28 protein-coding genes are annotated in these 26,660 nt (G+C 66.6%); 24 read left to right on the top strand and 4 right to left on the bottom strand.

Annotation, left to right across the window (positions count from 1 at the left end):
* Window positions 1-133: 133 nt before the first annotated feature.
* Both ACFWB0_RS09765 and ACFWB0_RS09770 read left to right on the top strand, forming a co-directional pair.
* Window positions 134-1,306, top strand: a complete 1,173-nt coding sequence (locus ACFWB0_RS09765) for a sensor histidine kinase (RefSeq protein WP_378490247.1) — start codon at window positions 134-136, stop codon at window positions 1,304-1,306.
* A 65-nt stretch (window positions 1,307-1,371) separates the two neighbouring features.
* Window positions 1,372-2,061 carry a winged helix-turn-helix domain-containing protein gene (locus ACFWB0_RS09770; protein WP_378490345.1) on the top strand — a complete coding sequence of 230 codons (690 nt, stop codon included), beginning with the start codon at window positions 1,372-1,374 and terminating at the stop codon, window positions 2,059-2,061.
* A gap of 84 nt (window positions 2,062-2,145) precedes the next feature.
* Here ACFWB0_RS09770 and ACFWB0_RS09775 read toward each other — a convergent pair whose 3' ends face one another.
* Window positions 2,146-2,946 carry a hypothetical protein gene (locus tag ACFWB0_RS09775; RefSeq protein WP_378490346.1) on the bottom strand — a complete coding sequence of 267 codons (801 nt, stop codon included), beginning with the start codon at window positions 2,944-2,946 and terminating at the stop codon, window positions 2,146-2,148.
* A 45-nt stretch (window positions 2,947-2,991) separates the two neighbouring features.
* Between ACFWB0_RS09775 and ACFWB0_RS09780 the strand changes: the two genes are divergently transcribed.
* The 3 genes from ACFWB0_RS09780 to ACFWB0_RS09790 are packed head-to-tail and all read left to right on the top strand — an operon-like array spanning window position 2,992 to window position 6,222.
* Entirely contained in the window at window positions 2,992-3,945 is a 954-nt protein-coding gene (locus tag ACFWB0_RS09780) for a hypothetical protein (protein WP_378490248.1), read from the top strand.
* Window positions 3,942-5,231 carry a hypothetical protein gene (locus tag ACFWB0_RS09785; protein ID WP_378490249.1) on the top strand — a complete coding sequence of 430 codons (1,290 nt, stop codon included), beginning with the start codon at window positions 3,942-3,944 and terminating at the stop codon, window positions 5,229-5,231. Before ACFWB0_RS09780 ends, ACFWB0_RS09785 begins: the two co-directional genes overlap by 4 nt.
* A 10-nt stretch (window positions 5,232-5,241) precedes the next feature.
* Window positions 5,242-6,222, top strand: coding sequence for a sugar phosphate isomerase/epimerase family protein (locus ACFWB0_RS09790; protein WP_378490250.1), 981 nt, complete (start codon window positions 5,242-5,244; stop codon window positions 6,220-6,222).
* Here the strand turns inward: ACFWB0_RS09790 and ACFWB0_RS09795 are convergent.
* Window positions 6,181-6,597, bottom strand: coding sequence for a hypothetical protein (locus tag ACFWB0_RS09795; RefSeq protein WP_378490251.1), 417 nt, complete (start codon window positions 6,595-6,597; stop codon window positions 6,181-6,183). The genes ACFWB0_RS09790 and ACFWB0_RS09795 overlap by 42 nt on opposite strands.
* 88 nt (window positions 6,598-6,685) lie before the next feature.
* Here ACFWB0_RS09795 and ACFWB0_RS09800 point away from each other — a divergent pair, with 88 nt between their 5' ends.
* From ACFWB0_RS09800 to ACFWB0_RS09830, 7 genes are all read left to right on the top strand, one after another.
* Complete coding sequence (locus ACFWB0_RS09800) at window positions 6,686-7,372, top strand: MerR family transcriptional regulator (protein ID WP_378490252.1); 687 nt, start codon at window positions 6,686-6,688, stop codon at window positions 7,370-7,372.
* The gene (locus ACFWB0_RS09805) at window positions 7,369-8,205 is read left to right on the top strand and encodes a thioesterase family protein (RefSeq protein ID WP_378490253.1); all 837 of its coding nucleotides are present in this window, start codon (window positions 7,369-7,371) and stop codon (window positions 8,203-8,205) included. Before ACFWB0_RS09800 ends, ACFWB0_RS09805 begins: the two co-directional genes overlap by 4 nt.
* Before the next feature lie 101 nt (window positions 8,206-8,306).
* Window positions 8,307-9,125, top strand: coding sequence for a pyrroline-5-carboxylate reductase (gene proC / locus ACFWB0_RS09810; protein WP_378490254.1), 819 nt, complete (start codon window positions 8,307-8,309; stop codon window positions 9,123-9,125).
* A gap of 171 nt (window positions 9,126-9,296) precedes the next feature.
* Window positions 9,297-9,533 carry a helix-turn-helix domain-containing protein gene (locus ACFWB0_RS09815; RefSeq protein WP_054719598.1) on the top strand — a complete coding sequence of 79 codons (237 nt, stop codon included), beginning with the start codon at window positions 9,297-9,299 and terminating at the stop codon, window positions 9,531-9,533.
* 203 nt (window positions 9,534-9,736) lie between these two features.
* Window positions 9,737-9,838 carry a 30S ribosomal protein bS22 gene (locus tag ACFWB0_RS09820; RefSeq protein ID WP_003402602.1) on the top strand — a complete coding sequence of 34 codons (102 nt, stop codon included), beginning with the start codon at window positions 9,737-9,739 and terminating at the stop codon, window positions 9,836-9,838.
* Window positions 9,839-10,036: 198 nt separating this feature from the next.
* Window positions 10,037-11,131, top strand: coding sequence for an NAD-dependent epimerase/dehydratase family protein (locus tag ACFWB0_RS09825; protein ID WP_378490347.1), 1,095 nt, complete (start codon window positions 10,037-10,039; stop codon window positions 11,129-11,131).
* Window positions 11,128-12,141, top strand: a complete 1,014-nt coding sequence (locus ACFWB0_RS09830) for a lysophospholipid acyltransferase family protein (RefSeq protein WP_378490255.1) — start codon at window positions 11,128-11,130, stop codon at window positions 12,139-12,141. The genes ACFWB0_RS09825 and ACFWB0_RS09830 overlap by 4 nt, the downstream gene beginning before the upstream one ends.
* A 38-nt stretch (window positions 12,142-12,179) precedes the next feature.
* Here ACFWB0_RS09830 and ACFWB0_RS09835 read toward each other — a convergent pair whose 3' ends face one another.
* Window positions 12,180-13,145, bottom strand: coding sequence for an HAD family hydrolase (locus tag ACFWB0_RS09835; protein ID WP_378490256.1), 966 nt, complete (start codon window positions 13,143-13,145; stop codon window positions 12,180-12,182).
* A 197-nt stretch (window positions 13,146-13,342) separates the two neighbouring features.
* Here ACFWB0_RS09835 and ACFWB0_RS09840 point away from each other — a divergent pair, with 197 nt between their 5' ends.
* The 8 genes from ACFWB0_RS09840 to ACFWB0_RS09875 all read left to right on the top strand — a co-directional run bounded on the left by ACFWB0_RS09840 (window position 13,343) and on the right by ACFWB0_RS09875 (window position 21,003).
* Entirely contained in the window at window positions 13,343-13,633 is a 291-nt protein-coding gene (locus ACFWB0_RS09840) for a glutaredoxin family protein (RefSeq protein WP_378490257.1), read from the top strand.
* 156 nt (window positions 13,634-13,789) lie between these two features.
* On the top strand, window positions 13,790-14,680 hold the full coding sequence (locus ACFWB0_RS09845; protein ID WP_378490258.1) for a redox-sensing transcriptional repressor Rex: 891 nt from the start codon (window positions 13,790-13,792) through the stop codon (window positions 14,678-14,680).
* On the top strand, window positions 14,677-16,101 hold the full coding sequence (locus ACFWB0_RS09850; protein ID WP_378490259.1) for a glutamyl-tRNA reductase: 1,425 nt from the start codon (window positions 14,677-14,679) through the stop codon (window positions 16,099-16,101). Before ACFWB0_RS09845 ends, ACFWB0_RS09850 begins: the two co-directional genes overlap by 4 nt.
* Entirely contained in the window at window positions 16,098-17,087 is a 990-nt protein-coding gene (gene hemC / locus ACFWB0_RS09855) for a hydroxymethylbilane synthase (RefSeq protein ID WP_378490260.1), read from the top strand. The genes ACFWB0_RS09850 and hemC overlap by 4 nt, the downstream gene beginning before the upstream one ends.
* A 60-nt stretch (window positions 17,088-17,147) precedes the next feature.
* On the top strand, window positions 17,148-18,713 hold the full coding sequence (locus ACFWB0_RS09860; protein ID WP_378490261.1) for a uroporphyrinogen-III synthase: 1,566 nt from the start codon (window positions 17,148-17,150) through the stop codon (window positions 18,711-18,713).
* A gap of 81 nt (window positions 18,714-18,794) precedes the next feature.
* On the top strand, window positions 18,795-19,772 hold the full coding sequence (gene hemB, locus ACFWB0_RS09865) for a porphobilinogen synthase (RefSeq protein ID WP_378490262.1): 978 nt from the start codon (window positions 18,795-18,797) through the stop codon (window positions 19,770-19,772).
* Window positions 19,769-20,305, top strand: a complete 537-nt coding sequence (locus ACFWB0_RS09870) for a hypothetical protein (protein WP_378490263.1) — start codon at window positions 19,769-19,771, stop codon at window positions 20,303-20,305. The genes hemB and ACFWB0_RS09870 overlap by 4 nt, the downstream gene beginning before the upstream one ends.
* A 215-nt stretch (window positions 20,306-20,520) precedes the next feature.
* Window positions 20,521-21,003 (top strand): hypothetical protein, encoded by a 483-nt coding sequence (locus ACFWB0_RS09875; protein ID WP_378490264.1) that lies wholly within the window; start codon window positions 20,521-20,523, stop codon window positions 21,001-21,003.
* Window positions 21,004-21,011: 8 nt separating this feature from the next.
* Here the strand turns inward: ACFWB0_RS09875 and ACFWB0_RS09880 are convergent, their stop codons facing one another.
* Window positions 21,012-22,946 carry an acyl-CoA dehydrogenase gene (locus ACFWB0_RS09880; protein WP_378490265.1) on the bottom strand — a complete coding sequence of 645 codons (1,935 nt, stop codon included), beginning with the start codon at window positions 22,944-22,946 and terminating at the stop codon, window positions 21,012-21,014.
* A 149-nt stretch (window positions 22,947-23,095) separates the two neighbouring features.
* Here ACFWB0_RS09880 and hemL point away from each other — a divergent pair, with 149 nt between their 5' ends.
* The 4 genes from hemL to ACFWB0_RS09900 are packed head-to-tail and all read left to right on the top strand — an operon-like array spanning window position 23,096 to window position 26,550.
* Entirely contained in the window at window positions 23,096-24,421 is a 1,326-nt protein-coding gene (hemL, locus tag ACFWB0_RS09885; RefSeq protein WP_378490266.1) for a glutamate-1-semialdehyde 2,1-aminomutase, read from the top strand.
* A gap of 52 nt (window positions 24,422-24,473) precedes the next feature.
* On the top strand, window positions 24,474-25,124 hold the full coding sequence (locus ACFWB0_RS09890; protein ID WP_378490267.1) for a histidine phosphatase family protein: 651 nt from the start codon (window positions 24,474-24,476) through the stop codon (window positions 25,122-25,124).
* Window positions 25,121-25,726, top strand: coding sequence for a TlpA disulfide reductase family protein (locus ACFWB0_RS09895; protein WP_378490268.1), 606 nt, complete (start codon window positions 25,121-25,123; stop codon window positions 25,724-25,726). Before ACFWB0_RS09890 ends, ACFWB0_RS09895 begins: the two co-directional genes overlap by 4 nt.
* Before the next feature lie 2 nt (window positions 25,727-25,728).
* Window positions 25,729-26,550 (top strand): cytochrome c biogenesis CcdA family protein, encoded by an 822-nt coding sequence (locus ACFWB0_RS09900; protein WP_378490269.1) that lies wholly within the window; start codon window positions 25,729-25,731, stop codon window positions 26,548-26,550.
* The last annotated feature ends 110 nt before the right edge of the window (window positions 26,551-26,660 follow it).

Raw genomic sequence — 26,660 nt, forward strand, 5'->3', positions numbered from 1 at the left:
GACATATCGTCGCGCGGGGTCCGGCAAATTCCAGGTGAACACCGGGCCAACCCCTGAAAAATAGCCCGTGACGTGCAGAGAGCGTTGACGACCCGCTGTTGCTGCACGGTCAGGTGTCATTACGATTCGAATTGTGAATGTTCTGCAGGTCGTCCTGGTGGCCGTGGTCGCCGCAATCCTGGGCGCACTGCTCGCCGCCTCACTGCTGTGGTCGCGTCGTCGTCGGGACCGTCATGACGACGACGAACTCACGATGGCCACCGTGCTGGACCGTGTCGTGTACGGCTCGTCCACCGGCATCGCCGTCGTCGACAAGTTCCACGACGTCATCCTCTTCAACCCGCGCGCCGAGGAGCTGGGCCTCGTCAGCCGCAGACTTCTCGACGACCGCGCATGGATCGCCGCAGGCCGGGTGCTCGAGGACGGGGACACCGTCGAACTCGACCTGAGCCGGAAGAACCCGCACGGCCGCGACCGTGTCGCGGTGCGCTGCGTCGCCAAGAAGCTGCTCGACGACGACCCACGGTTCGTGGTGCTCTACGCCTTCGACGACTCCGAGCAGGTGCGGATGGAAGCCACCCGCCGCGACTTCGTCGCCAACGTCAGCCACGAACTCAAGACACCGGTCGGGGCGATGGCGTTGCTCGCGGAGGCCCTGCTCGAATCCATCGACGATCCCGAGAGTGTGCGGCACTTCGGGCAACGGGTCCAGAGCGAAGCAACGCGGCTCGGCAACATGGTCACCGAGTTGATCGCCTTGTCGCGGCTCCAGGGTGCGGAGAAGCTTCCGGATCTCGAGGAAGTCGACGTCGACACGGTGATCGAGGATGCTCTCGACCGCACTCGGCTCACCGCCGAGAACGCGAACATCGAGATCAACACCGATCGCGCGACCGGATACCAGATGCTCGGGGATCACCTCCTGCTGGTCACCGCGCTGACCAACCTCATCGAGAATGCGATCGCCTACTCCCCGCCGGGCAGCCCGGTGACGGTGAGCAGATCGCTTCGTGACGGGTGTGTCGCGGTCGCGGTCACCGATCGGGGAATCGGGATCGAGCGACAGGACCAGGAGCGTGTGTTCGAACGTTTCTTCCGCGTCGACAAGGCCCGGTCGCGGGCAACGGGAGGCACCGGTCTGGGTCTGGCGATCGTCAAGCACGTCGCCGCCAACCACTACGGCGACATCGTGCTGTGGAGCAAGCCGGGAACCGGCTCGACGTTCACCCTGCTCATCCCGGCTCATTTCGAGAAGGGCGACGATGAGCCCGCCGCATCGCGGCACGATACTGCGGTCGGACAATGAGTCCGACCGGAACCGCACCCGCACTCGGGTGGAATTCGATCCAGAAAGCAACGGAGGACGCAACGGTGACGCGTGTGCTGATCGTGGAGGACGAGGAGTCGCTGGCGGATCCGCTCGCATTCCTGCTACGCAAGGAGGGATTCGAGACCACCATCGCGGGCGACGGGCCCACAGCGTTGGCAGAGTTCGACCGGGGCGGGGCGGACATCGTCCTCCTCGACCTGATGCTGCCGGGAATGAGTGGCACCGACGTGTGCAAACAGCTGCGCAGCCGTTCGGGGGTGCCGGTCATCATGGTGACCGCCCGCGACAGCGAGATCGACAAGGTCGTGGGACTCGAACTCGGCGCCGACGACTACGTCACCAAACCGTACTCGGCGCGAGAACTCATCGCCCGGATCCGCGCGGTCCTGCGGCGCGGCGCCGACCCGGACGTCGAGATCGGTCAGGACGACGCCGTCCTCGCAGCCGGTCCGGTGCGCATGGACGTCGACCGGCACGTCGTGCAGGTCGACGGCGAGGACGTCGCACTACCGCTCAAGGAGTTCGATCTGCTCGAGTACCTGCTGCGCAACTCGGGCCGTGTGCTGACCCGAGGGCAGCTCATCGATCGAGTGTGGGGCGCCGACTATGTGGGCGACACGAAGACGCTCGACGTCCACGTCAAGCGGCTGAGGTCGAAGATCGAGGCAGATCCGGCGAAGCCGCAGCACCTGGTGACGGTGCGGGGCCTGGGATACAAGCTGGAGGGCTGAGACAAGCCGGAGGGCTGAGACAAGCCGGAGGGTCGACGCCCGGTGCGTGGTTCCGGTAGCGCACGCTACCGAAACCACGCACGGTCAGTGGTGGTGCTCGGCCGCTGTGGTCGCGGGATGGATGGCGATCAATCCCAGCCCCTCGCGACGCCTGCACAGGCGAGCGAGTTCGTCGTATGCGGGTGTCCCGAGGAGCTCACGGAGTTCTGGCGCGTACGACTGCCACACCGGCTTCGCGCCGACATGCGCATCGGGGGAGCCGGAGCAGTACCAGTCGAGGTCGTGACCGCCTTCACCCCAGCCACGCCGGTCGTACTCGGTGACCGTGGTGCGCAGGATCTCGGTGCCGTCCGGTCGTTCCACCCAATCCTGGGTACGGCGGATCGGGAGCTGCCAGCACACGTCCGGCTTCATCTCGAGCGGCTCGATACCGCGACGCAACGCCATCTTGTGCAGTGCGCACCCCACGCCGCCCTCGAAGCCGGGACGGTTCAGGAAGATGCATGCACCCTTGTATCGGCGGGTGCGCAGTGCGGGCTCGTCCTCGAGTTCGTCCTCCTCGAGGAACCCCTTCTTGCCGAGCCCCTTCTCCATGAATTGCCAGTCGTCGGAAGTGAGATGCTTCACTGCACCGGCCAGCTTCTTCCGGTCGTCGCTGTCGGTCAGGAAGGCACCGTGCGAGCAGCATCCGTCGTCGGGTCGCTCGGCGATGATGCCTTGGCACGCGGGTGTCCCGAACACGCAAGTCCACCGGGAGAGCAGCCAAGTCATGTCGGCGGCGATGATGTGTTCGTTGTTGTCGGGGTCGGTGAACTCGACCCACTCGCGTGGAAAGTCGAGAGGAACTTCTGGGGCCGGAACGATCTTGGGCTGAGCGCCGGACATACCTGCTGTCACAGTCCTCGACGGTAGACCCAGTACCGTATCCATGTGCGCCTAGGGGTACTCGACGTCGGAAGCAACACAGTTCATCTGCTGGTGGTGGACGCCCATCGTGGCGGTCACCCCACACCCATGAGCTCGACCAAGGCAACGTTGCGGTTGTCCGAGAACATCGACGACGACGGCAACCTCACGGTGGCCGGTGCCGATCGACTCGTGGAGACAGCAGGGGAGTTCGCCGCCATCGCCTCGACCTCCGGGTGCGGTGAGCTCATGGCTTTCGCAACCTCGGCGGTCCGCGACGCAGGGAACTCGGAGGCGGTGCTCGCCAGGGTCAGGAACGAAGCCCGCGTGAACCTCGATGTTCTGTCGGGTGTCGACGAAGCGCGCCTGACCTTCCTGGCGGTGCGCCGCTGGTACGGGTGGAGCGCAGGCCGCATCCTCAATGTCGACATCGGTGGCGGCTCGCTCGAACTGACCTTCGGCGGCGATGAAGACCCCGATGTGGCGTATTCGCTGCAGCTCGGTGCAGGTCGCCTGACCCGCGACTGGTTCCGGGAGGACCCGCCCGGCAAGCGTCGCATCTCGGCGTTGCGCGACTGGCTCGATGCCGAACTGGTGGAGCCGACGAAGCATCTGCGTCGCGCCGGAGATCCGGATCTGTCCGTCGCTACTTCCAAGACTTTCCGCACACTGGCACGATTGACAGGTGCAGCACCGTCGTCCGCGGGAATCCGTGTACGACGCACCTTGACCGCGAGCGGCCTACGACAGCTGATCGCGTTCATCTCGCGGATGACGACATCGGACCGTGCGGAGCTCGAGGGCGTGAGTTCGGACCGGTCTCAGCAGCTCGTCGCGGGCGCATTGGTGGCCGAAGCGAGCATGCGGGCGCTCGGGGTGGAGACCCTGGAGATCTGTCCATGGGCGCTGCGTGAGGGTTTGATTCTTCGGAAGCTCGACACTGAGATGGGCGGGGAATTGGTGGTGGCATCCAAGTGACCGACAGTAAGAGCACGGATACCGGACAGATTTCGGTAGCAGAACTGCTCGCGCGGAACGGCAAGAAGGTTGGGTCGCGCAGCAGCGGCGGTGGCCGCCGTCGTCGCGGCACTGCCGGCGGCATCTCCGTGGCCGAATTGACCGGCGAGATTCCGATCACCCGTGTGCCTGCAGACCCTGAGCCTGCCGTGGAGTCGGGGGCCGGCGAGGGCGGCAGTCCGCAGGTGCCCGCGGTGGCCACACCGAAGACGCCGAAGGTGGAGCCTGCTGTTCCCGAGACCCCCCGGGTCGAACCGGTCGTGCCGGAGACCCCGAAGGTCGCCAGGCCGACGCTGTCGACCCCTGCATCACCGTCGAGGACTGCAGCACCGTCGAGAACTGCGCCACCGTCTGCCGACGAACTGACCACGATCACTCCGCGAGCGGCCGTCGTCGACGCGACGACGGTGACCCCCGCGGTGCGAAAGCCCGCCGGCGGAAAATCGGCCATCGGCAAGGCTGCATTCGGTAAAGCTCCGGTGGAGGACCATCCCACCACGATCTCGGACGGCGCCAAGGTCGAGTCGCCTACCGAGATCATCCGTCCGGAGGCTCTGCCGCGTCGCGCGCGCGCACACCTGGACACCGTAGGGGTGCCGGTGACTGCGTCACCGTCACCGTCACCGTCACCGTCACCGCCGCCGCGGGCCTCCGGCGCTCCGGAGCCACGGTTGCTCTCGGGCCCCGCAAGTGACCTTCAGGGAACCGGCGCCGACGACGATGGCGACGACACCGACACCATCGGTGTGGCGAAGGGCGATGACGGCGGTAACGCGACGGGCAAGACATCGTCGACGGGCAAGACATCGTCGAAGAGCAAGGCCACCTCGAAGAGCAAGGCCGCGTCGAGTGGTAAAACCACCTCGAGAGGTAAGGCCGCGTCGAAGGATGATCCCGAGTCATCGCGTGCATCCTCGGCGAAGAGCAAGCCCGGCAGGAGCAAGCCCGGCGCCACCGCGGACGACGGCGTCGGCAAGTCCGAGGGCGGCGTCAAACAGTGGGCTCTGCTCATCGGCGAGAGCATCGCCGCGATCGTCGTCGGCGGGTTGTTGTTCAAGGGCTTCGAGAAGCTGTGGGACATGATGCCCTGGGTGGCGTTCGGTCTTGCATTGTTGGTGATCGTCGGCCTCGTGGCTCTGGTGCGGGTCCTGCGCCGCACCGACGACATCACCAGCCAGCTCATCGCAGTCGGGGTGGGTGCGTTCGTGGCATTCGGTCCGCTGCTGTTCCTACTACCCAACAGATGAGGCCGCGTTCATGGTGACGGCGCGGCGCATTCCGGTGGGGCTGTCGACGGCCTCGGTGTACCCGGAGAACACCGAGGCGGCCTTCAGGTTCGCCGCAGACCTCGACTACGACGGGGTCGAACTCATGGTGTGGGGCGACCCGGTGAGCCAGGACCCCGGGGCGGTACAGCGGCTCGTGCGCAAGTACGGGGTTCCTGTGCTCGCGGTACACGTGCCGTGTCTGCTCATCTCTCAGCGCGTCTGGGGCGCCGATCCCACGGTGAAGCTCCGACGGTCGGTCGAGGCAGCCGAGATCTTCGGTGCGTCGACGGTGGTCGTGCACCCGCCGTTCCGCTGGCAACGCCGATACGCCGAGGGCTTCGTCGATCAGGTGAAGACTCTCGAGCAGGGCAGCCACGTGTCGGTGTCGGTCGAGAACATGTATCCGATGCGTGCGGACGTGCTGTTCCGCGGCCGCGGCGCGAACCGTCTGCGTCGTCGAGGGGGCCCCGGTCCCGCAGTGTCGGCGTACAGTCCGTCGCTCGATCCCACCGACACCGGATTCGATCACTACACGCTGGACCTGTCGCACACCGCCACCGCCGGAATGGATGCACTCGCGCTCGCCGCACGGATGGGGGAGGGTCTCAACCATCTGCATCTCGCGGACGGTCGAGGGTCGTCGGTGGACGAACACATGATCCCGGGTGCAGGTGACCAGCCGTGCGCCGAGGTGTGCCGGCAACTCGCCGACAGTGATTTCTCCGGCCAGGTGGTGCTCGAAGTGAGTACGCAGAGCGCGCGTACCCGGGCCGAGCGGTCGGTGATGCTCGGCCGGGCGCTTTCGTTCGCCCGAAAGCATCTCGATCGTCCGGCGCAGAGCGCGATCACCACGCGTCCCGCGCACCCGCGCGCAGCGGAAGTTGCCCGGATTCCCGGCGCTGAGACGCCTGCAGTCGATGCGCCTGGATCAGATGGCGCTGATGCCGGCAGCGAGGACCGCGACACCTGAGATCACGACGCCGGCGGTCAGTGATGCGGCGCCGAGCCACACCGAGTACATCATCCGGCCCGGCCGTGTGGGATTCGCGCCCAGTACCGAGAGGAAGAACCCGGCCGGGACGAGGATTGCGGAGGCCAGCACGGCGATGGAGCCGGTGGCCGACCATCCCGGTGATGCGCCGGTGACGTGGGTGGCGACGGCCACGAGAATCCCGAGCGTGACGAGGACTCCGGCGTGGGCATGTCCGGCCCGGAAGAAGGACTTCTGCAGGTCGTTGGTGGCTACGCCGCCGTTTGCGATGCGGAGCAGGAAAGTTCCCCCGAATGCGATACCTGCAACGGTCAGCAGGGTCGCTCCGAGAACGATGACGAGCAAGGAATGCATGGAGTGCCTCTGTCCCTAGATTGGATAGTTGGAATATCCAATACTGGATAGCTGTAGTATCCGATGTCAAGAGGAATCGGAGGCGATCATGCGGATCTCGGAATTGGCGGCGCGCACCGGCGTGCCGCTGGCCACCGTGAAGTACTACCTGCGCGAAGAACTTCTGATGCCCGGTCGCGCAACGAGCGCGACGCAGGCGCAATACGACGACACACACGTACGACGACTCGGTCTGGTCCGTGCGCTCGTAGGTCAGGGGCTTCCGCTCGACAAGATCAAGGTGGTCGTCGCGCTCGTCGAAGATCCGGGCGAGGATCTGTTCGTCGCCCTCGGCAAGGCGGTCATGGCGCTCCCGCCGTACCCGGGCAGCCTTTCCGGGGCCGACGACTCGGCAGACGCCGAGTACCCGCGCACGCGCGCACTGCTCGAGCGACTCGGGCAGTTGTACGACCCGAGATTCACTGCCGTCGCCCAACTCGAACGCGCGCTCTCGGCGCTCGACTCGGCCGGCCTGACCATGTCCGATCGACGCATCGACGTCTACGGCGAGCACATCCGCGGGATCGCGGACCTCGACGTGGATCTCCTTCCGACGACCTCCCGTCAGGAGACCGTCGAAGCCGCCGTCCTCGGCACAGCGCTGTACGAACCGGTGCTCGCGGCGATGCGTCGCCTCGCTCACCAACATCGCGCCGCCCGGACCTTCTCTACAGCAGCCGACCCAGGCAGTTCCGGCTGCACCCAGCCCGATCGACACCCGCAGGAGACACAGTGACCACCGACCATCCTTTCCGTGATCTGACCGCACTCACGGCCACCGGCGAGGGCGCGTGGTCGGCACACATCGCGCCCACCTGGACCATCGGACCCAAGGTTCACGGTGGATGCATGCTCGCGGTGAGCGCCGCCGCGGCCCGCCGCGCCGGAATCGAGGCCGGAGCCGACCCGGCGGCACAGCCCCTCGCGGTGAGCGCGTCCTTCATGTCCGCACCCGACCCCGGCGACGTCGAGATCACCACCGTGGTCCGCAAGCTGGGGAAGCAGGTCTCCGTGGTGGAGACCGAACTCGGGCAGGGCGGCCGGATCGCGGTGCGCGCGAACGTCACGTTGGGTGTTCCCGACATCGGCGAGCCGCGGTACACCGTGCCGCATCCGGCAACCGTGTTACCCGCGCTGCCGACCGAAGATGCGGTGGTGATCACCCCTGCTCACCCGATGGGGCAGATCGTGAACCTGTGCGGTTCCGTCGACATGCGCGTCGACGTGTCGACCGCAGGGTTCCTGCGCGGCGACCAGAGCGATCCGCGCATCGCGATGTGGACCAAGCTCCGTCCCGCCGACGAGGCGCACCTCGACACGGTGGCACTGTTCGCCCTCATGGCGGGCGACATCTCGGCGCCCGTGACGATGAACCGCGGCATGTTCGGGTGGGCCCCCACCGTGCAGCTGACGGCGTACCTGCGCGCGCTTCCTGCGCCGGGCTGGCTGCGCTTGACGAACGAGAGCATCGTGCTCGGGCAGACGTGGTTCGAGTCGGATCACACGGTGGTCGATTCGACGGGCGCGGTCGTGGTGCAGTCCCGCCAGCTCGCGATGATTCCGCGCTGACGAGTGGGTCGGCCGACGCTGACGGGCCGGTCGGCCGACCGAAGATCGACTACGGGACTGCGATGCGTGCCACACAGGTGGCCCGTGGCACGCTGTCATCCATGACGAGAATTGCGGTGATCGGTGGCGGCAGAATCGGTGAGGCACTGATCTCGGGGCTGTTGCAGAACAGCTACGCCACCAAGGACCTCGTGGTGGCCGAGAAGCTGCCCGAGCGAGCAGACGAACTGGCTCGTGCGTATGCGATTCGTGTCACCGACAGTACTGCCGATGCCGCCGAGGGCGCCGACGTCATCGTCGTCGCGGTCAAGCCGGGTGATGTCGATGCCGTGATCGCGGACGTGGCCTCGGCCGACCTCGACAGTGATTCGGAGCAGATCGTCGTCTCGCTTGTCGCGGGCATCGCGACCGCGCACTACGAGAACAAGCTCCCCGCGGGGTCTCCCGTCGTCCGAGTGATGCCCAACACCCCGATGCTCGTCGGGCAGGGCGCGAGCGTGCTTGCCGCAGGGCGTCACGCGAAGGGCGAGCACCTCGACATCGTGCGCGAGATGCTGGGGTCGGTGGGAGCCGTCTCTGTGGTATCCGAATCGCAGATGGATGCGGTCACCGCGGTCTCGGGTTCCGGACCCGCATACTTCTTCCTCGTCGCCGAGGCGATGATCGACGCCGGTGTCGCGCTCGGGCTGGGCCGCACCGTCGCGACGGACCTCGTGGTGCAGACCATGACCGGGTCGGCGGCGATGCTCGCGCAGTCCGGGGAGAACGCTGCGGATCTGCGTGCGGCCGTGACGTCGCCCGGGGGCACGACGGCCGCCGCGATCAAGGAACTCGAGCGGGGTGGGGTGCGGACTGCGTTCTACGACGCTCTCGAGGCTGCACGGCAGCGATCGGTGCAGCTCGGCGCCCGTTCCGAATAGTCGAACAACCGGCGTTGCGCCCCGCGACACGCCGCAGTTGTGTGGCAGAAGTGAAATTGGTGACCGTCATCGTCGCACAGGAACCATTCGTCACGCTAAGCTCGAATGAGCACGTGCGTGTCTGTTCCGCCGGAGGGGAAGCCGGCGGCGCGGACGTGCCGGAGGTGTGTAATGGTTTCAGGAAATACACCGTCGAAGGGTCAACCCCAAGACGGACAGTCGGTCCTCGCAGGTACCCAATTCCTGACGGTCGCCGAAGTGGCGTCGTTGATGAGGGTGTCGAAGATGACCGTGTACAGGCTCGTACACAGCGGTGAACTGCCCGCTGTGCGCGTCGGACGTTCGTTCCGCGTGCACGCAAAGGCAGTTCACGACTATCTCGAGACATCATATTTCGACGTCGGATAAGCCGGCTCGGAAGGCTGTGGAAGCACGGAGCGGACCTCGATTTCATCCGGTCGTTCCTGCACCGGTACGATTGCAATTCGTCGTACCGGTCAGCCGGTGTCGTGAGGCACTGACCTCGTCACCACGAGGCCCAGCGTCCGACAGAAGAAGGCGTACGTCACCGGCGTGCGCAGGAACGCTATAAGAACGCGAGGGATGCCCACATGGGGTCTGTGATCAAGAAGCGCCGCAAGCGCATGTCGAAGAAGAAGCACCGCAAGCTGCTCCGCCGCACTCGCGTGCAGCGTAGGAAACTCGGCAAGTAGGCCACTGCCGGTCACGGTAAGTGAGTCACTGCCGGTAGCAGTACTGCCGAGCGAATGCCCGTCACTCATGGTGGCGGGCATTCGCCGTATCTGCACTAGCAACTCGACGGTTACCCAGGTGTCATGCGGTGTCGCCGATGTCACCGTATTGTTGGACCGCATACCGTCCTCGTGGCCGAGGTGGGGCCGACGACGGAGATGTTCTGCAAAGCAGGGGGTGCTGTGACTTCACGTGGCCGACAGGCCGAACCGCCGAGTGTCGTATTGGTGACGGGCGCGAGCCGGTTCCTCGGCGGCTACCTCGTCACGAGACTGGCGCAGAACCCCGACATCGAACGCGTCATCGCCGTCGACAACCAGTCGCCCACCAAAGACATGCACCGCCGCATGGGACGCGCCGAATTCGTCCTCGCCGACATCAGGAACCCGCTGATCGGCAAGGTCATCAGAAACATGAACGTCGATACCGTCGTGCACGCGTCGGCGGTCACCAAGGCGCCGAAATCCGGCGCGCGCGCCGCAATGAAGGACATGAATGTTCTCGGCGCGATGCAGCTGTTCGCGGTGTGCCAGAAAGCGCCCTCGGTGCGCAGTGTGGTGTTGCGGTCGTCGTCGGTCGTCTACGGGTCGAGCGCCAAGGATCCCGCCAAGTTCACGGAGGAGATGAGCGCTCGACGCCGTCCCACCGGGGCGTTCGCCCGCGACATGATCGAGATCGAGGGCTACCTGCGAGGTCTGGCGCGGCGACGCAGCGACATCGCCACCACGATCCTGCGGCTCGCACCCACGGTGGGCAATCGCCTGCCCGGATCGGTGTCGAACTATCTGACTTCACCGCTGGTCCCCAATGTCCTCGGGCGTGATGCACGACTGCAGTTGCTGCACGAGGAGGACGCACTCGGCGCGCTCGAATGCGCGACGCTCGGCGGGCCGTCCGGCACCTACAACGTGGCAGGCGACGGCATCGTGATGATGTCGCAGGCGGTGCGTCGTGCCGGCGGTCTGACCGTGCCGATGCCCTACGGCCTGTTCCGCAATCTGGGCCATGCCCTCGTGGGATCGGTCATGAAGTCGTTCACGAAGGAAGAACTCGACTACTTCCACTTCGGTTGCGGACTCGACACGAGACGTATGCGTGAAGAACTCGGATTCGAACCGCGCTGGACCACCAAGGAAGCCCTCGACGACTTCGCGCGCGGAATCGGTATGTCCCGCATCGTGAAGTCCGAATGGGTCGACAAGGCCGAATCGATGTTGCTTTCCGCACTCGGGGAGCGGACGGAGGTGCGATGACTCAGGTTGCCAAGGTCATACCGCTGCACGCGGGGAGTCGACATGCAGGGGCTCGGCGTCCGGCTCAGGGGCGGTCCGAGGAGTCCTTCGCCGCGCACCCGTCGCAGGGGTCTGCGACCGGGAGCGCCGAACCGCAGCACACGGCTGTCGACGGTCTCCTCGACGACCTGCGCACCGCCCTGATCGGGCACATCACGGGCGGAGCCGAATTCCTCAGGCGGCGGATCACCGGTGATTACGATGTCGACGACTTCGGCTTCGACCCGCATTTCAACGACAACATCCTCATCCCTGCGCTGCGTCCCCTGTTCGACAAGTGGTTCCGCGTCGAGGTCCGAGGGATCGAGAACATTCCGGCCGACGGTCGTGCACTCATCGTCGCGAATCACGCGGGCACCTTGCCCGTCGATGCCCTGATGACCTCGGTCGCCGTGCACGACCGCGCGCACCGGCCGCTGCGGATGCTCGCAGCCGATCTCGCGTTCGACATGCCGGTCGTCGGCACGGTGGCTCGTAAGGCAGGGCACACCCTGGCGTGCCATCCCGATGCCGAACGACTCCTTTCCCACGACCAGGTCGTCGCCGTCTTCCCGGAGGGGTACAAGGGGCTCGGTAAGCCGTTCAAGGAGCGCTACAAACTGCAGCGTTTCGGACGCGGCGGGTTCGTCTCCGCGGCCCTGAAGACCCACGCGCCGATCATTCCGTGCTCGATCGTCGGCTCAGAGGAGATCTACCCGAACATCGCCGACCTCACGTCGCTCGCGCGGTTGCTCGGTCTGCCCTACTTCCCGATCACGCCACTCTTTCCGGTGCTCGGCCCGCTCGGTGCGGTGCCGCTGCCGTCCAAGTGGTACATCGAGTTCGGTACACCCATCGCCACGGATGTCCACGACGAGGCAGCGGCCGACGATCCGATGGTGTTGTTCGAGGTCACCGACCACGTGCGTGAAGTGATCCAGCAGACCCTCTACAAGCTGCTCACCCATCGCCGCAACGTGTTCCTCGGGTAGGAGAGCATCTCGAACCGGCGCGTTTCAGGCGGGGGTGGTCAGGCAGCCCTGTCGCGGCGTCGCCCGAGGACGAAGGCGACTGCGCCGCCCGCCGCGCCGAGGCCGAGTGCCGTCGGCACACCGACCTTCGCGGCCTTGCGTGCTGTGCGGAAGTCTCGTACTTCCCAACCCCGGGTGCGCGCTACCTGTCGGAGATCGGGGTCGGGATTGATCGCGACCGGCGTGCCCACCAGCGACAACATCGGCACGTCGTTGTGGCTGTCGGAATACGCGGTGCAACGTTTGAGATTCAGGCCCTCGCGGATCGCGAGGGCGCGCACGGCGTGGGCCTTGCCGAGTCCGTGCAGGATGTCGCCGACGAGACGGCCGGTGAACACACCGTCCTCGGACTCCGCGACGGTGCCCAACGCGCCCGTCAGACCCAGGCGCTTGGCAATGACGTCGGCGAGTTCGACGGGGGTCGCCGTGACGAGCCACACCTGCTGACCTGCGTCGAGATGCATCTGCGCGAGCATGCGGGTGCCCGGCCAGATCTTGTCGGCGATGATGTCGTCGTAGACCTCCTCGCCGAGCCGCCGGAGTTCCTCGGTGGATCTGCCCTGCACGAAGGAGAGGGCCTTGTCGCGGCCGCTCGCGACGTCGTCGCTGTTCTCCTTGCCGGTGATCCGGAACTTCACCTGCTGCCACGCGAACTCGAAGAGGTCGGTCTTTCGGAAGTAGTTCCGCGCGACGAGGCCGCGGGCGAAGTGGATGATCGACGCGCCCTGCACCATCGTGTTGTCGACGTCGAAGAATGCTGCTGCGGTCAGGTCGGTTGTATCGCGGGTATCGGTCTCGGAGCGGGTGTCGATCGCGGGTTCGCTTCGGGCGCCGTGCAGGGCGAGAGCGGCGTCGGCGCTCGCCTCGCCGGCGAGATTCGCGCGTACCTCTTCTTCGCTCGGGCCGAATTTGCGGGACAGAAGACGCCTGCCGGGGCGAATGATGCGCGCCCACGTCTCACCCATACCCCGCCCGTATGGAAACGAACGTTCAGGCACCCGCACCTCCCGTGTCGTGACGGTCGTGCAACCGCATCGTCACAGCCCAATGCACGACCCCGCCGCAAGAGTAGCCCGTGGTGGATGCGTTATCAGGGTTCGACGTTCGGGCGATCCGTGGGTGTGACCTTCGTCTCCGGGGTCGATGTCGCAGAGTGGAGGCCATGACCGATCGACACTCCGGCGCGGCCGGGACCCCTGCATCCGCTCATGAGGTGACGCTCCTGGTTCGTGCCGGGTGCGGTAGTTGTGGGCCTGCGCGCACTCTCCTCGAGGAGTTGTGCACCGAGTACGGGCTGCAGGTCACCTGCATCGATGTGGACGAAGCTGCTGCCACCGACCCTGAATTGCGGGCCGAGTTCGGAGACCGGCTGCCTGTGGTGCTCCTCGACGGCAGGGAGCACAGCTACTGGGAGGTCGACGAGCCGCGATTGCGCGCCGATCTCGCCCGATGACCCCGTAATACTCGGCCGTGACGCAGGTGGGAAGCACATTCGAGGGCCTTCGAGCAACTTTGTGCATGGCTTCACAAGCGGTTACCGTGGTGAGGACGAAATCCCGGATCACCGTGAGGCCGGACGTGTCCACCGGCCGGACGAGGAGCCACGAACGTGACGCAACCGCACCCACCGCAGGGCAACGATGCCCGCGGCACCGCCGGGACCGGCGAGGGTGCCACTCCCAGTGGCGAGCGTGTCGCTCCCAGTTCTCAATATCGGGATATTCCACAGGCTACTGTGACGCGTCTCGCGAACTATCTGCGGGTCCTCGGAAGCCTCTCCGAGGCCGGCACGCTCATCGTTTCGAGCGAGGAACTGGCGAGGGCGGCAGGAGTGGGTTCGGCGAAGCTCCGTAAGGACCTCTCGTTTCTCGGACCCAACGGAGTGCGCGGTGTCGGATACGACGTCCTGCGCCTCCAGACACGCATCGAGAATGCGCTCGGACTCGATCGCGGCCACCGCGTCGTCCTCGTCGGGGTGGGAAATCTCGGTCGCGCGCTCGCCTGCTATCCGGGATTCGATCGCCGTGGCTTCACTCTCGCGGGGTTGTTCGACGCCGATCCTGCCCTGGTGGGGGAAACTGTGGGCGATCTCGTGGTCCGGGGCGTGGACCGGCTCGAATCCGACGCTCGTGAACTGGGCGCCACGATCGGGGTCGTGGCCACACCGGAGGATGCTGCACAGTCCGTCTGCGATCTTCTGGTGAGCTCCGGTGTTCGCAGTGTCCTGAGCTTCGCGCCGATCGAACTCGACGTGCCCGAGCAGGTAGAGGTGCGCCGCGTCGACCTCGCGGTCGAGATGCAGGTGCTCTCGTTCAACAGCGCACGAAACGACGAACTTCTCCGGACAGCCGGGGGAGCACACGCGGCGGGTGTCCCGTCACCCCGCGGCCCACTCGGGTCCGCGGTGTCCACGCCGAGTCCGACTCGGCGATCCAGAACAGGCAAGGCGGGCCCGCTGGGTTCGACCGTGACCAGAAACGGATCGGTGATTGCCCCGTGAGTGTTCTCCTCGTCGGCATTTCGCATCGAAGTGCCCCGGTGTCGATTCTCGAGAAGGTGGCCGTCGCCGACACCGACCGGCCGAAACTGACCGACAAGATGATGGCGTCGGATCACATCTCCGAGGCGATGATCGTCTCGACCTGCAATCGCGTCGAGATCTACGCTGTTGTCGATGCCTTCCACGGTGCGCTCGCCGAAGTCAGCGAACTGCTGTCCGAACACGCCGGACTGAACCTCGCCGATCTGCACAAGCACGCCTACGTGCGCTACAGCGAAGCCGCTGCGGAACACCTCTTCTCGGTTGCCAGCGGCCTCGACTCCATGGTCGTCGGTGAGCAGCAGATCCTCGGGCAGATCCGCACGGCCTACGCGACCGCCGACGCCCAGCAGGCCGCAGGACGTGCGCTGCACGAACTCGCCCAGCAGGCGTTGCGCGTCGGTAAGCGGGTGCACTCGGAAACCGGGATCGATTCGGCCGGTGCGTCCGTCGTGTCGGTTGCACTCGACAAGGCCGGCGCACTGTTCGGTGGTGAAGGACTGCGCGGGCGAACCGCCGCGGTGATCGGTGCGGGTGCGATGGGCGGTCTTGCCGTGGCACACCTGACCAGGTCGGGCATCTCCAAGATCATCCTCACGAACCGCACCCGCGACCGTGCCGAGCGTCTCGCCGCGACGGCCCACGGAAACGGCGTCGACGCCGAGGTCGTCGATTTCGACGACCTGTCCGTAGCGCTGGCTCAGGCCGATGTCGCCGTCACCTGTACCGGAGCTGTCGGTACGGTCGTCACCCTCGCCGACGCCCACCGAGCCCTCGCGCAGTCGGATCGTGGCGAACGCCCGCTGGCGATCTGCGATCTCGGACTGCCCCGAGACGTGGAACCCGCGGTCGCAGGACTTCCCGGCGTGACCGTGTTCGACATGGAGGCACTGCAGAACGACCCGGCTGCCGGTGCCGCCTCCGACGATGCCGAGGCCGCACGCGCGATCGTGGCATCGGAACTCGCCGGATACCTCACCACACAGCGGCTGGCGGAGGTGACACCCACCGTGACAGCGCTGCGTCAGCGTGCAGCGGAGGTCGTCGAGGGCGAACTCCTGCGTCTCGATTCGCGGCTGCCCGATCTCGAAGACGCTCAGCGCGACGAGGTCGCACGTACCGTGCGGCGGGTCGTCGACAAGTTGCTGCACGCACCGACCGTGCGGGTGAAGCAACTCGCGTCGACGCCGGGTGGCGACCAGTACGCCGAGGCGTTGCGGGAATTGTTCGAACTGCGCCCGGGGGCAGTCGAGGCTGTTGCGACCCCGACGAAAGAACTGGGGTCACTGACCGACCCGACCACGGCGGTGGATCTGTCCGCCGCACTGGATTCGGTCATCACGACGGAGCTTCGTGCTCCACGAAAGGACGGCAAGGTATGAGCGCCGAAGCCACCCGGATCGACGCACCGCGCGAGCAGCGCACATTGCGCATCGGTACTCGCGGCAGTGTGCTCGCCACCACCCAGGCAGGCACTGTTCGCGACGCCCTGATCTCGGCCGGACATCCGGCAGAACTCGTGATCATCACGACCAAGGGCGACGTCACGCCCGGGCCCGTACAGCGCATCGGTGTCGGTGTGTTCACCGCGGAACTACGCGAGGCATTGTTGGCCGGCGAAGTGGACCTGGCGGTGCATTCGTACAAGGACCTGCCCACGCAGCAGGATCCGCGCATGGTCATCGCGGCCGTTCCTCCTCGCGAGGATCCACGCGATGCCCTCGTCGCTCGCGACGGACTGGTACTCGGGGAACTGCCCCCCGGTTCGAAGGTCGGCACGTCCGCGCCACGTCGCCGCGCACAGCTGGCAGCGCTCGGCCTCGGTTTGCAGCTCGAGCCGCTGCGCGGCAACATCGACACCCGCATCGGCAAGGTCGATTCCGGTGAGCTCGACGCGATCGTCATCGCCCGCGCAGGGCTGTCGCGGATCGGGCGGCTCGATCGGGTCACCGAAGCCCTCGAACCGGTGCAGATGCTGCCGGCACCGTCCCAGGGCGCACTCGCAGTCGAGTGCCGCGCCGAGGACACCGCCCTGATCGAGGTCCTCGCAGAACTCGACGATCCGTCGAGTCGCGCGGCGGTCGTCGCGGAGCGCGCCTTGCTCGCCGAACTCGAAGCCGGATGCACCGCGCCGGTCGGCGCGATCGCCGAGATCGTCGAGTCGCTCGACGACGACGGCCGTGTCTTCGAGGAGCTGTCCGTACGCGGGTGCGCGGCCGCACACGACGGGTCGGATGTGCTCCGCGCGAGCATCGTCGGCCCACCCGACCGCGCAGAGGAGCTCGGCAGGGCACTGGCCCGGGAACTCCTCGACCTCGGTGCGAAAGAACTGATCGTGGACAACGAACAGTGGGCCGCCGATGATTGACCATTTTGTTCAGCCCCGAATTTCCCTTACCGCAGATTTGATTGCACTGGAGAACAACCGATGAGCCGAGTCCGTAAGAACACTCCCGGACGGATCCTGTTCGTAGGGTCGGGTCCAGGCGACCCGGCGTTGCTCACCGTCCGAGCGCGCGACGTCCTGACGGGTGCCACGATCGCCTTCACCGATCCCGACGTCGACAGGGACGTCGTCGCTCTGGTCGGTACCGACCTCGGCACACACCCGGAGACGGGCGAGCCGATCGCCGACGTGCGCCCCGCACTGGGTGAACCCGCAGAAGTGGCCAGGACCCTGGTCGCGGAGGCGAAGAACGGCCACGACGTGGTTCGCCTCGTCGCGGGCGATCCACTGACCACCGATTCCGTGATCGCCGAGGTCAACGCTGTGGCGCGGACCCAGGTGGTGTTCGAGGTGCTGCCCGGGCTGCCTTCCGGTTCTGCGGTTCCCAGCTACGCGGGTATGGCGCTCGGTTCGTCCCACACCGAGGCCGACGTCCGCGGTGAGGTCGACTGGGCGGCGCTGGCTGCGGCCCCCGGCCCGCTGGTGCTGCACGCGACGTCCGGGCATCTCGCCGAGACCGCGAGCGCACTCGTCGAGCATGGCGTTGCTCCGCAGACCCCCGCCGCCATCACGGTGCGCGGCACGACGCGTCAGCAACGCACCGTCGAAGCGACGCTGGCGACCCTCAACGACGCCGGCTCCGAGTTCGTCGGGCCGCTGGTCGTGACGGTCGGGAAGGTCGTGTCGCAGCGCAACAAGATGTCGTGGTGGGAATCGCGTGCCCTGTACGGCTGGACCGTGCTGGTGCCGCGGACGAAGGAGCAGGCGGGTGAGATGAGCGACCGTCTCGTCTCGCACGGAGCCATCCCGATGGAGGTGCCGACCATCTCCGTCGAGCCTCCGCGCAGCCCCGCGCAGATGGAGCGGGCCGTCAAGGGCCTGGTCGACGGTCGCTACCAGTGGGTGGTGTTCACCTCGACCAACGCGGTGCGCGCCGTGTGGGAGAAGTTCGAGGAGTTCGGTCTCGACGCCCGCGCATTCTCCGGCGTGAAGATCGCATGCGTCGGTCAGGCGACCGCCGAGAAGGTGCGCTCGTTCGGTATCACCCCCGAACTCGTTCCGACCGGCGAGCAGTCGTCGGAGGGCCTGCTCGCCGAGTTCGCGCCGTACGACGATGTGTTCGATCCGGTCAACCGGGTGCTGTTGCCCCGCGCGGACATCGCGACCGAGACCCTCGCCGAAGGGTTGCGTGAGCGCGGCTGGGAGATCGACGACGTCACCGCCTACCGCACCGTCCGGGCCGCGCCGCCGCCGGCGGAGACCCGCGAGATGATCAAGACCGGTGGTTTCGACGCGGTGTGCTTCACCTCGTCGTCGACGGTCCGAAATCTCGTCGGTATCGCAGGCAAGCCGCACGCGCGCACCATCGTCGCGTGCATCGGTCCGAAGACCGCGGAGACCGCGATCGAATTCGGACTGCGGGTGGACGTGCGACCCGAGACCGCGCAGGTCGGGCCGCTGGTCGAGGCCCTCGCCGAGCACGCTGCGCGACTGCGTGCCGAGGGTGCTCTGCCCCCGCCGCGCAAGAAGTCCCGCGCCCGCCGCTGACCCACTCGTGCGCGGTTCCGGTAGTAGCCGCTACCGGAACCGCGCACGACCTGTATCCAGCTTCGAAAGGGTCCTGACGACATGTTCCCCGATATCCGTCCCCGCCGATTGCGTACCACTGCGGCGATGCGTCGCCTGGTCGGGGAGACCTCGCTCGAGCCTCGGCACCTGGTGCTTCCGATGTTCGTCGCCGACGGCCGCAGTGAGCCGTGGGAGATCCCGTCGATGCCCGGGGTGTACCAGCACACCGACGACTCATTGCTCGCCGCCGCGACCGCTGCCGTCGAGTCCGGTGTCGGTGGCCTCATGCTGTTCGGTGTCCCACGACCCGAAGACAAGGACGCGCGTGGTTCGGGCGCAACGGATCCCGACGGAGTGCTCAACCGTTCGCTCGCTGCTCTGCGCAGCGAACTCGGTGACTCGACGGTGATCATGGCCGATACGTGTCTCGACGAGTTCACCGATCACGGGCACTGCGGGGTGCTCGCGGCATCGGGCGTGGTCGACAACGATGCGACCCTCGAGCGGTACGCGGAAATGGCTGTGGCGCAGGCGGAAGCGGGCGCTCATGTGCTCGGCCCCAGCGGCATGATGGACGGTCAGGTCGCATCGATCCGGGCGGCGCTCGACGCAGCCGGTCACGTCGACGTCTCACAGATCGCGTACACCGCAAAGTACTCGTCCGCGTTCTACGGACCCTTCCGGGAGGCGGTCGGCTCGTCGCTCGAAGGCGATCGCCGCACATACCAACAGGATCCGGCGAATCGGCGTGAGGCGCTGTACGAACTCGATCTCGATCTCGCCGAGGGTGCCGACATGGTGATGGTCAAGCCGGCCATGTCGTATCTGGACATTCTGCGGGAGGTTGCGGATCGGTCTCCGGTTCCTGTTGCCGCGTATCAGATTTCGGGTGAGTACTCGATGATCACGGCGGCGGCAGCGAACGGCTGGATCGATCGCGACGCCGCGATCGTCGAATCGCTGCTCGGAATCCGGCGTGCGGGTGCCGACATCGTGCTCACCTACTGGGCTGCCGAAGTGGCGGGTACGTTGTCGTGAGCTTTCCGTTGCCCCCGACCCCCGACCCGTCCACTCCTGTCGACCGGCCGACTCCGCAGGACATCGTCACCGCCTACCAATTGTGGTGTGGAGTCCTGCTTCTCACCGTGGTCACCCTGCTGTTCGGAGCGTTCGACCTCTGGAGCGGGCGGAGTGAACTCCTCGACATGATGGTCGAGATGACGGCAGACACGGGTACGCAGGAACTCTCCCGCGCGGATCTCGACGCCGTGGTGCCGATGGTGGTGATCCTCACGGTCGTGTTCGGGATGGCGATCGTCGGGTTGCTCTACCTCGCCGTCCGGAAGATGTGCAAGGGGAAGAACTGGGCCCGCATGGCATTGACCATGATCGGTGTGTTCATGACCCTCTCGACGCTACCGACGGTGTTCGGCGTGGGCGCTGGTACCGGTGGATCCGGGCTCGCGCTCGGCGTCATCTCCATCGTTCAGGCCGTGCTGACAGTGGGTGCGATCGTGCTCATGCATCGGCGCGAGTCCAACGCGTATTTTCTTCGGCTGCCGGAGAACTGATCCTCACGCCACCCGGGTTTGCGCACCGGGGCGCACGGAGTACGGTGGGCTCACCCAGCGGCCGCGGCAGCGGCCGTGCCCGTCGAGTGTGAGGACGTCATGCAGGTGGAACCCCGGCCCTATGGTCGTCGTCGCGAACTTGTGCTGATCGGTCTGATTGCCGTACTCGGTGTGGTGACGACGCTGCTGATCGTGATTCCCGGGGCGCTCACCGCTTGACCGAGGCGACCGAACCGGGAGGCGCGTCCGAGTTGCTGTTCCACGAGCCGGGTGCGAGGTGGCGCACGGTTGCGATCGGGCCCGTGTTCTGTGCAGTGGCGCTGATCGTCGAACTCGTGACGGGCCCCGTCGTGCACTGGATCGCGCTGCCTGTGCTTGCGATCGTGCTCGCAGGATTCGCCTATGTCATGGTGATTGCGGCGCGTCGCCACGTCAGTGTCGAACTCACCCGCACCGTGCTGCGCCAGGGCACCGAGGAACTCGACGTCAGCGATATCGAGGCGGTGCTTCCGCCGGCGATGGACACGTGGGACGAACCGCAACGCTGGGAGACCGCACGCGTACTCGGAGAGCTGGCCGACACCCCGCGTGGGCGGACCGATATCGGGTTGCGACTTCGGGGTGGGACGTTCGTGCGGGCGTGGGCCAAGGACGCCGACCGGCTCCGCACGAATCTCGGCGAGCTGGTCGGCGCCTGAAGCCCTGATCACACGGCCGGTTCAGCGGCTCCCTCGCGGTCGAGCATGGCCGATCCGAGCAGATACTCGGGCACACCGAGCCCCTCGACGAGAGTCGTCACGTGCGGCCGCAACGTACGGCAGCGCTCGTTGATCCCGCGCAGCACCGCCTTGGAGCGCTCGACCGACAGGTGCCGATGCTCCATGAACCACGCCTTGTCCTCGTCGATGACGGTCAGCGCGAACAGGTCGCACAGGTCGGAGAGCAGATCGCATGCGCTCTCGTCCTCACAGTCGTCGATGGCCGCGACGAACGCTTCCAGGACGACCCGGTCGATGTGTGCCCGTGCCGCGTGCAGCACGTGGTCCTGCACGAAGTTGAACGCGTCGAACGGATCGTCCTCGCGCTTGTTGGCGGCCTGCAGTCGCCGCGCGGCAGTCGAGAGCAGGTACTGCTCGCGGTCCTCGAACATCGTCAACTGCGTGCCGCGGTTGAAGAGGCTGCCGTCCTCCTCGTTGTCCTGGCGGGTGTCGAGGATCGTCTGGATGATCTGCTGTGCCGCGGTGCGTTTCTTCACGACATCGGAGATCGTGTCGGCGGCGAAGCGCATCCACTCCACCGGACTCATCCCTTGTACCTCGTCGGCATACGCCGTGAGAAGCTCCTTCGCGACGAGCTGCGTGAGCACGTGGTTGTCGCCCTCGAACGTGGTGAACACGTCGACATCGGCACGCAGCGCCGTCAGCCTGTTCTCGGCCATGTAGCCGGCGCCTCCGCATGCCTCGCGACATTCCTGGATCGCGCGCGCCGCGTGCCACGTGTTGACCACTTTGAGACCGGCAGCGCGCCCTTCGAGCTCGCGCTGCTCCTGCGGATCGACCTCGGTCGACGGCATCGACTGGATACGGTCCATGACGGAGATCAGCTCGTTCTGGGCGAACCCCAGCGCGTACGACTTTGCGATGTGCGGCAGCAGCCGTCGCTGGTGGACGAGGTAGTCCATCAGAAGCACCTCGTCGTCGCTGCCCGGGGCATCGAACTGACGACGCAGCAGCGCGTACCGCGTCGCGATCGACAGCGCGACGCGGGCAGCAGCGCCTGCCGATCCGCCGACGGTGACCCGGCCACGAACGAGAGTGCCCACCATGGTGAAGAACCGGCGGCTCGAGCTCTCGATGTCGGAGGCGTAGGTGCCGTCGGCCTCGACGTCCGCGTACCGGTTGAGCAGGTTCTCGCGCGGGATCCGCACGTTGTCGAAGACGATCCGGCCGTTGTCGACCCCCGGCAGCCCGCCCTTGTGGCCGCAGTCGGAGGTGGTCACGCCGGGAAGATCGTTGCCGTCGTCGTCGCGGATGGGAACGACGAAGCAGTGCACGCCGTACGACTCGCCCTTCGTCACGAGCTGAGCGAAGACCGCGGCGATCTTCGCGTGCTGCGCGGCGCCGCCGATGTAGTCCTTACGCGCCGACGCCGTGGGGGAGTGGACGACGAACTCGTCGGTGGCCGGGTCGAACGTCGCGGTTGTCTCGAGGGCCTGCACATCGCTGCCGTGACCGGTTTCCGTCATGGCGAAACAGCCGAGCAGATCCAGGTTGATCAGGGACGAGATGTACTTGTCGTGGTGACGCTTCGTGCCGAGGTTCTCGATGGCCCCGCCGAACAATCCCCATTGCACACCGGCCTTGACCATCAAGGACAGGTCGGACATCGCCAGCATCTCGATCGAGGCGACGGCGCCGCCTACATCGCCGGTGCCACCGGACTCGACGGAGAAACCGGATGCGGCGTACCCGTGCTCTGCGAGCAGCCGCATCTGCTTCAGGGTGATCTCGCGGGCCTGTTCCAGGTCGGGGGTGTAGTGCGGCGCAAAAGCCGGATCGGCCATGCTCGTCCGGGCGTGGTCGCGTGCGCTGTGCCATGCACCGTCGAGGGCCTTGCTCAGATGTTCACCTGTAGTCGCCATGGTTTCGACCCTATGGCCGCGACGCCGTCCTGTGTGGCTACATGACCGCTCGGTAGGGCGGAATTCCGCCGTGAGATGTGCATCACAGCGGCTCATCGCACACCGATCGGCTTTTTGGCAAATCCGGGGAAACTGGGACACTGGACGTCGTGACTGCGACTCCCGCTGCTTCCTCCGTCCACGACGCCGCTTCGGCGGCACTGTTCACCCGGGCGTCGAAGGTGACACCCGGCGGGGTCAACTCCCCGGTCCGCGCGTTCGGTTCGGTCGGCGGAACGCCGCGCTTCATCACTTCCGGATCCGGTTACACCCTCACCGATGTCGACGGAAATTCCTACGTCGACCTGGTGTGTTCGTGGGGTCCGTTGATTCTCGGACATGCGCATCCTGCCGTCGTCGAGGCCGTACGCACCACCGCGACATCGGGTCTGTCCTTCGGAGCCCCGACCGCCGGTGAGGTCGAACTCGCCGAGGAGATCGTCGCCCGCATCGCCCCGGTCGAGCAGGTCCGGTTGGTCAACTCCGGCACCGAGGCCACGATGAGCGCGGTGCGCCTCGCGCGCGGATTCACCGGACGCACGAAGATCATCAAGTTCGCGGGTTGTTATCACGGTCACGTCGACGCGTTGCTCGCCGACGCCGGTTCCGGACTCGCGACATTCGGATTGCCCACCTCGCCCGGCGTGACCGGGGCACAGGCCGAGGACACCTTGGTCGTGCCCTACAACGATCTCGATGCAGTACGCGCCGCGTTCGACGCGCATCCCGACGCGATCGCCGCGGTCATCACCGAAGCCGCCGCCGGCAATATGGGAACCGTCCCGCCGGCACCCGGATTCAACGAGGGCCTGCGTGCGCTGACCCGCGACCACGGCGCGCTGCTGATCATGGACGAGGTCATGACGGGTTTCCGTGCGAGCGCCACCGGTTGGCACGGCATCGACGGTGTCGCGGGCGACCTCATGACGTTCGGAAAGGTCATGAGCGGTGGTCTGCCCGCCGCCGCGTTCGGTGGCCGTGCCGACGTCATGGCCCACCTCGCGCCGTCCGGTGCGGTCTACCAGGCCGGCACGTTGTCCGGTAACCCCGTCGCCGTCGCGGCCGGTCTCGCGAGTCTGCGCGCTGCCGACGCCGATGTGTACGCCGCGCTCGAGCGCAACGCCGCGACCCTCGGCGGGCTCCTCGACGACGCACTGACCGCCGAGGGCGTCCCGAACCGCATCCAGAACGCAGGAACAATGCTCAGCGTGTTCTTCACCGAGGACCCCGTCACGAACTACGACGAGGCGAAGGCCGCACAGACATGGCGATTCCCCGCGTTCTTCCACGCCCTGCTCGAACACGGCGTCTACGCGCCTCCGAGCGCATTCGAGACGTGGTTCGTCTCAGCAGTTCTGGACGACACCGCGTTCTCCCGAATCGCCGATGCCCTCCCGCATGCAGCGAAGGCGGCCGCGGCCGCCACTGCACCCTGACCTGCGAGAGCCACCGCCACCCACCCGCCTTCATCGACCTGAGGACACGCACGTGACCGAAGCCGCCCCGTCCGAGATCCGCACCATCGTGCACGTGCTGCGGCACGGTGAGGTGCACAACCCGTCCGGTGTCCTCTACGGTCGCCTGCCCGGTTTCCGGTTGTCGGCCACCGGCGAAGCACAGGCACGGGCCGTTGCGGCCTCACTCGCCGACCACGACATCGCGCACGTCGTCGCCTCGCCGCTCGAGCGTGCCCAGCAGACCGCGTCGCCGATCGCGCAGAAGCACGGCCTCGAGATCCGGACCGATGAGAACCTCATCGAGGCGGGCAACGATTTCGAGGGGCTCAAGGTCGCTGTCGGCGACGGTGCGCTCGGCCGCCCGCGTCACTGGTGGAAGCTGCGCGACCCGTTCACCCCGTCCTGGGGCGAGCCGTACCTGCAGATCGCGCATCGCATGCTGGCCGCAGTCAATACCGCGCGTGTCGCTGCGGCCGGCCGCGAGGCCGTGTGCGTGAGTCACCAGCTGCCGGTGTGGACGCTGCGCCGATTCCTCGAGGGCGAACGCCTGTGGCACGACCCGCGTCACCGGCAGTGCAGCCTCGCCTCTCTCACGTCGCTCGTCTACGAGGGCGACACCCTCGTCGACCTGGTCTACTCCGAGCCCGCCGGCGCGTCCGACCCGAACGTCCACGGCGCATGAAAAGAGCGGTCCATACGATCGTCGCATTGCTGTGCGGCGTCGTACTCCTGTCCTCCTGCGCGACGGGCACCGACGCGGTCGCGACCGGCGGCACCTTCGACTTCGTCTCACCCGGCGGCGAGACCCGCATCGTCTACGATCCGCCCGCAGACCGCGGCACCCTCGGCACGCTCACGGGTGAGGACCTCATGAACGAAGGGCAGACGATCTCCCTCGACGACTTCGAGGGCGAGGTCGTGGTGGTCAACGTGTGGGGTGCGTGGTGTGCGCCGTGCCGTAACGAGGCCGACGACCTCGAAGAGGTCTATCAGGAAACCAAGGACCTCGGGGTCGCGTTCCTGGGCATCAACGTCCGCGACAACCACCGCGACAAGGCACAGGACTTCGTGGTCGACCAGCAGGTCGGCTATCCGTCGATCTACGACCCGTCCATGCGATCCTTGCTCGCCCTCGGTCGCAACTATCCGACGTCGGTCGTGCCGACCACAGTTGTACTCGATCGTGAGCACCGGGTCGCGGCGGTCTATCTGACCGAACTCCTCGCGAGCGACCTGCAACCGGTCGTCGAGCGCCTCGCGGCAGAGCCGAGGCAGGAACAGTAGCAATGACACTCCTTGCATCGGGGGTCGGCGAGACCTTCCAGAATGTCGCAGCGTCCGGCCCGTTGCTTCTCGCGGTGGGTGTGTGCGTGCTCGCCGGCCTGGTGTCGTTCGCTTCGCCGTGCGTGGTTCCGCTCGTGCCCGGCTACCTGTCGTATCTGGCGGGTGTGGTCGGGGCAGAGACACCCGCGGTCACTGCTGCGCAGGCCGGCACGCGTACCACCAAGGTGCGCGACGACGGCCGACTGCGTGTCGCGGGAGCGGCCGGGCTGTTCGTCGCGGGATTCACCGTGGTGTTCGTCCTTGCCACCGCGTCGGTGTTCGGTGCGATTTCCCTGCTGTCGGTCAACCGTGAGTTGCTGATGCGGATCGGCGGTGTGGTCACCATCGTCATGGGCATGGTGTTCATCGGCCTGATTCCCGCGTTGCAACGCGACACCCGCACGGCTCCGAAGCAGATCTCGAGTCTGGCCGGTGCACCGCTGCTCGGTGCGGTGTTCGCGCTCGGCTGGACGCCGTGTCTCGGACCGACTCTCGCCGGTGTGATCTCGCTCGCTGCCGGCACAGAAGGGGCCACCGCAGCCCGAGGCGTGACGCTCATCGTGGCGTACTGCATCGGGCTCGGCCTCCCGTTCGTCGTCCTCGCGTTCGGCTCGGCGCGGGCGCTGCGGGGTGTGGGATGGCTGAGGAACCATGCTCGGACCATTCAGTTGTTCGGCGGCATCATGTTGATCGCCGTCGGTATAGCCCTCGTCACCGGCGCTTGGGACCTGTTCGTGTCCTGGGTGCGTGACTCGTTCATCTCGGATGTGACTTTGCCTGTTTGACGTCTCTCCTGCCTGAAGGGCAGGAGATTCCCAGCTCAGACCGCACCCGAACCACTCCCGAAGGAGGCGGATCCCAGTGATCTACGTATCCGTACCTACCGACAGGTGTG

This window comes from Rhodococcus sp. NPDC060086 (assembly GCF_042730275.1).
GTDB lineage: Bacteria > Actinomycetota > Actinomycetes > Mycobacteriales > Mycobacteriaceae > Rhodococcus.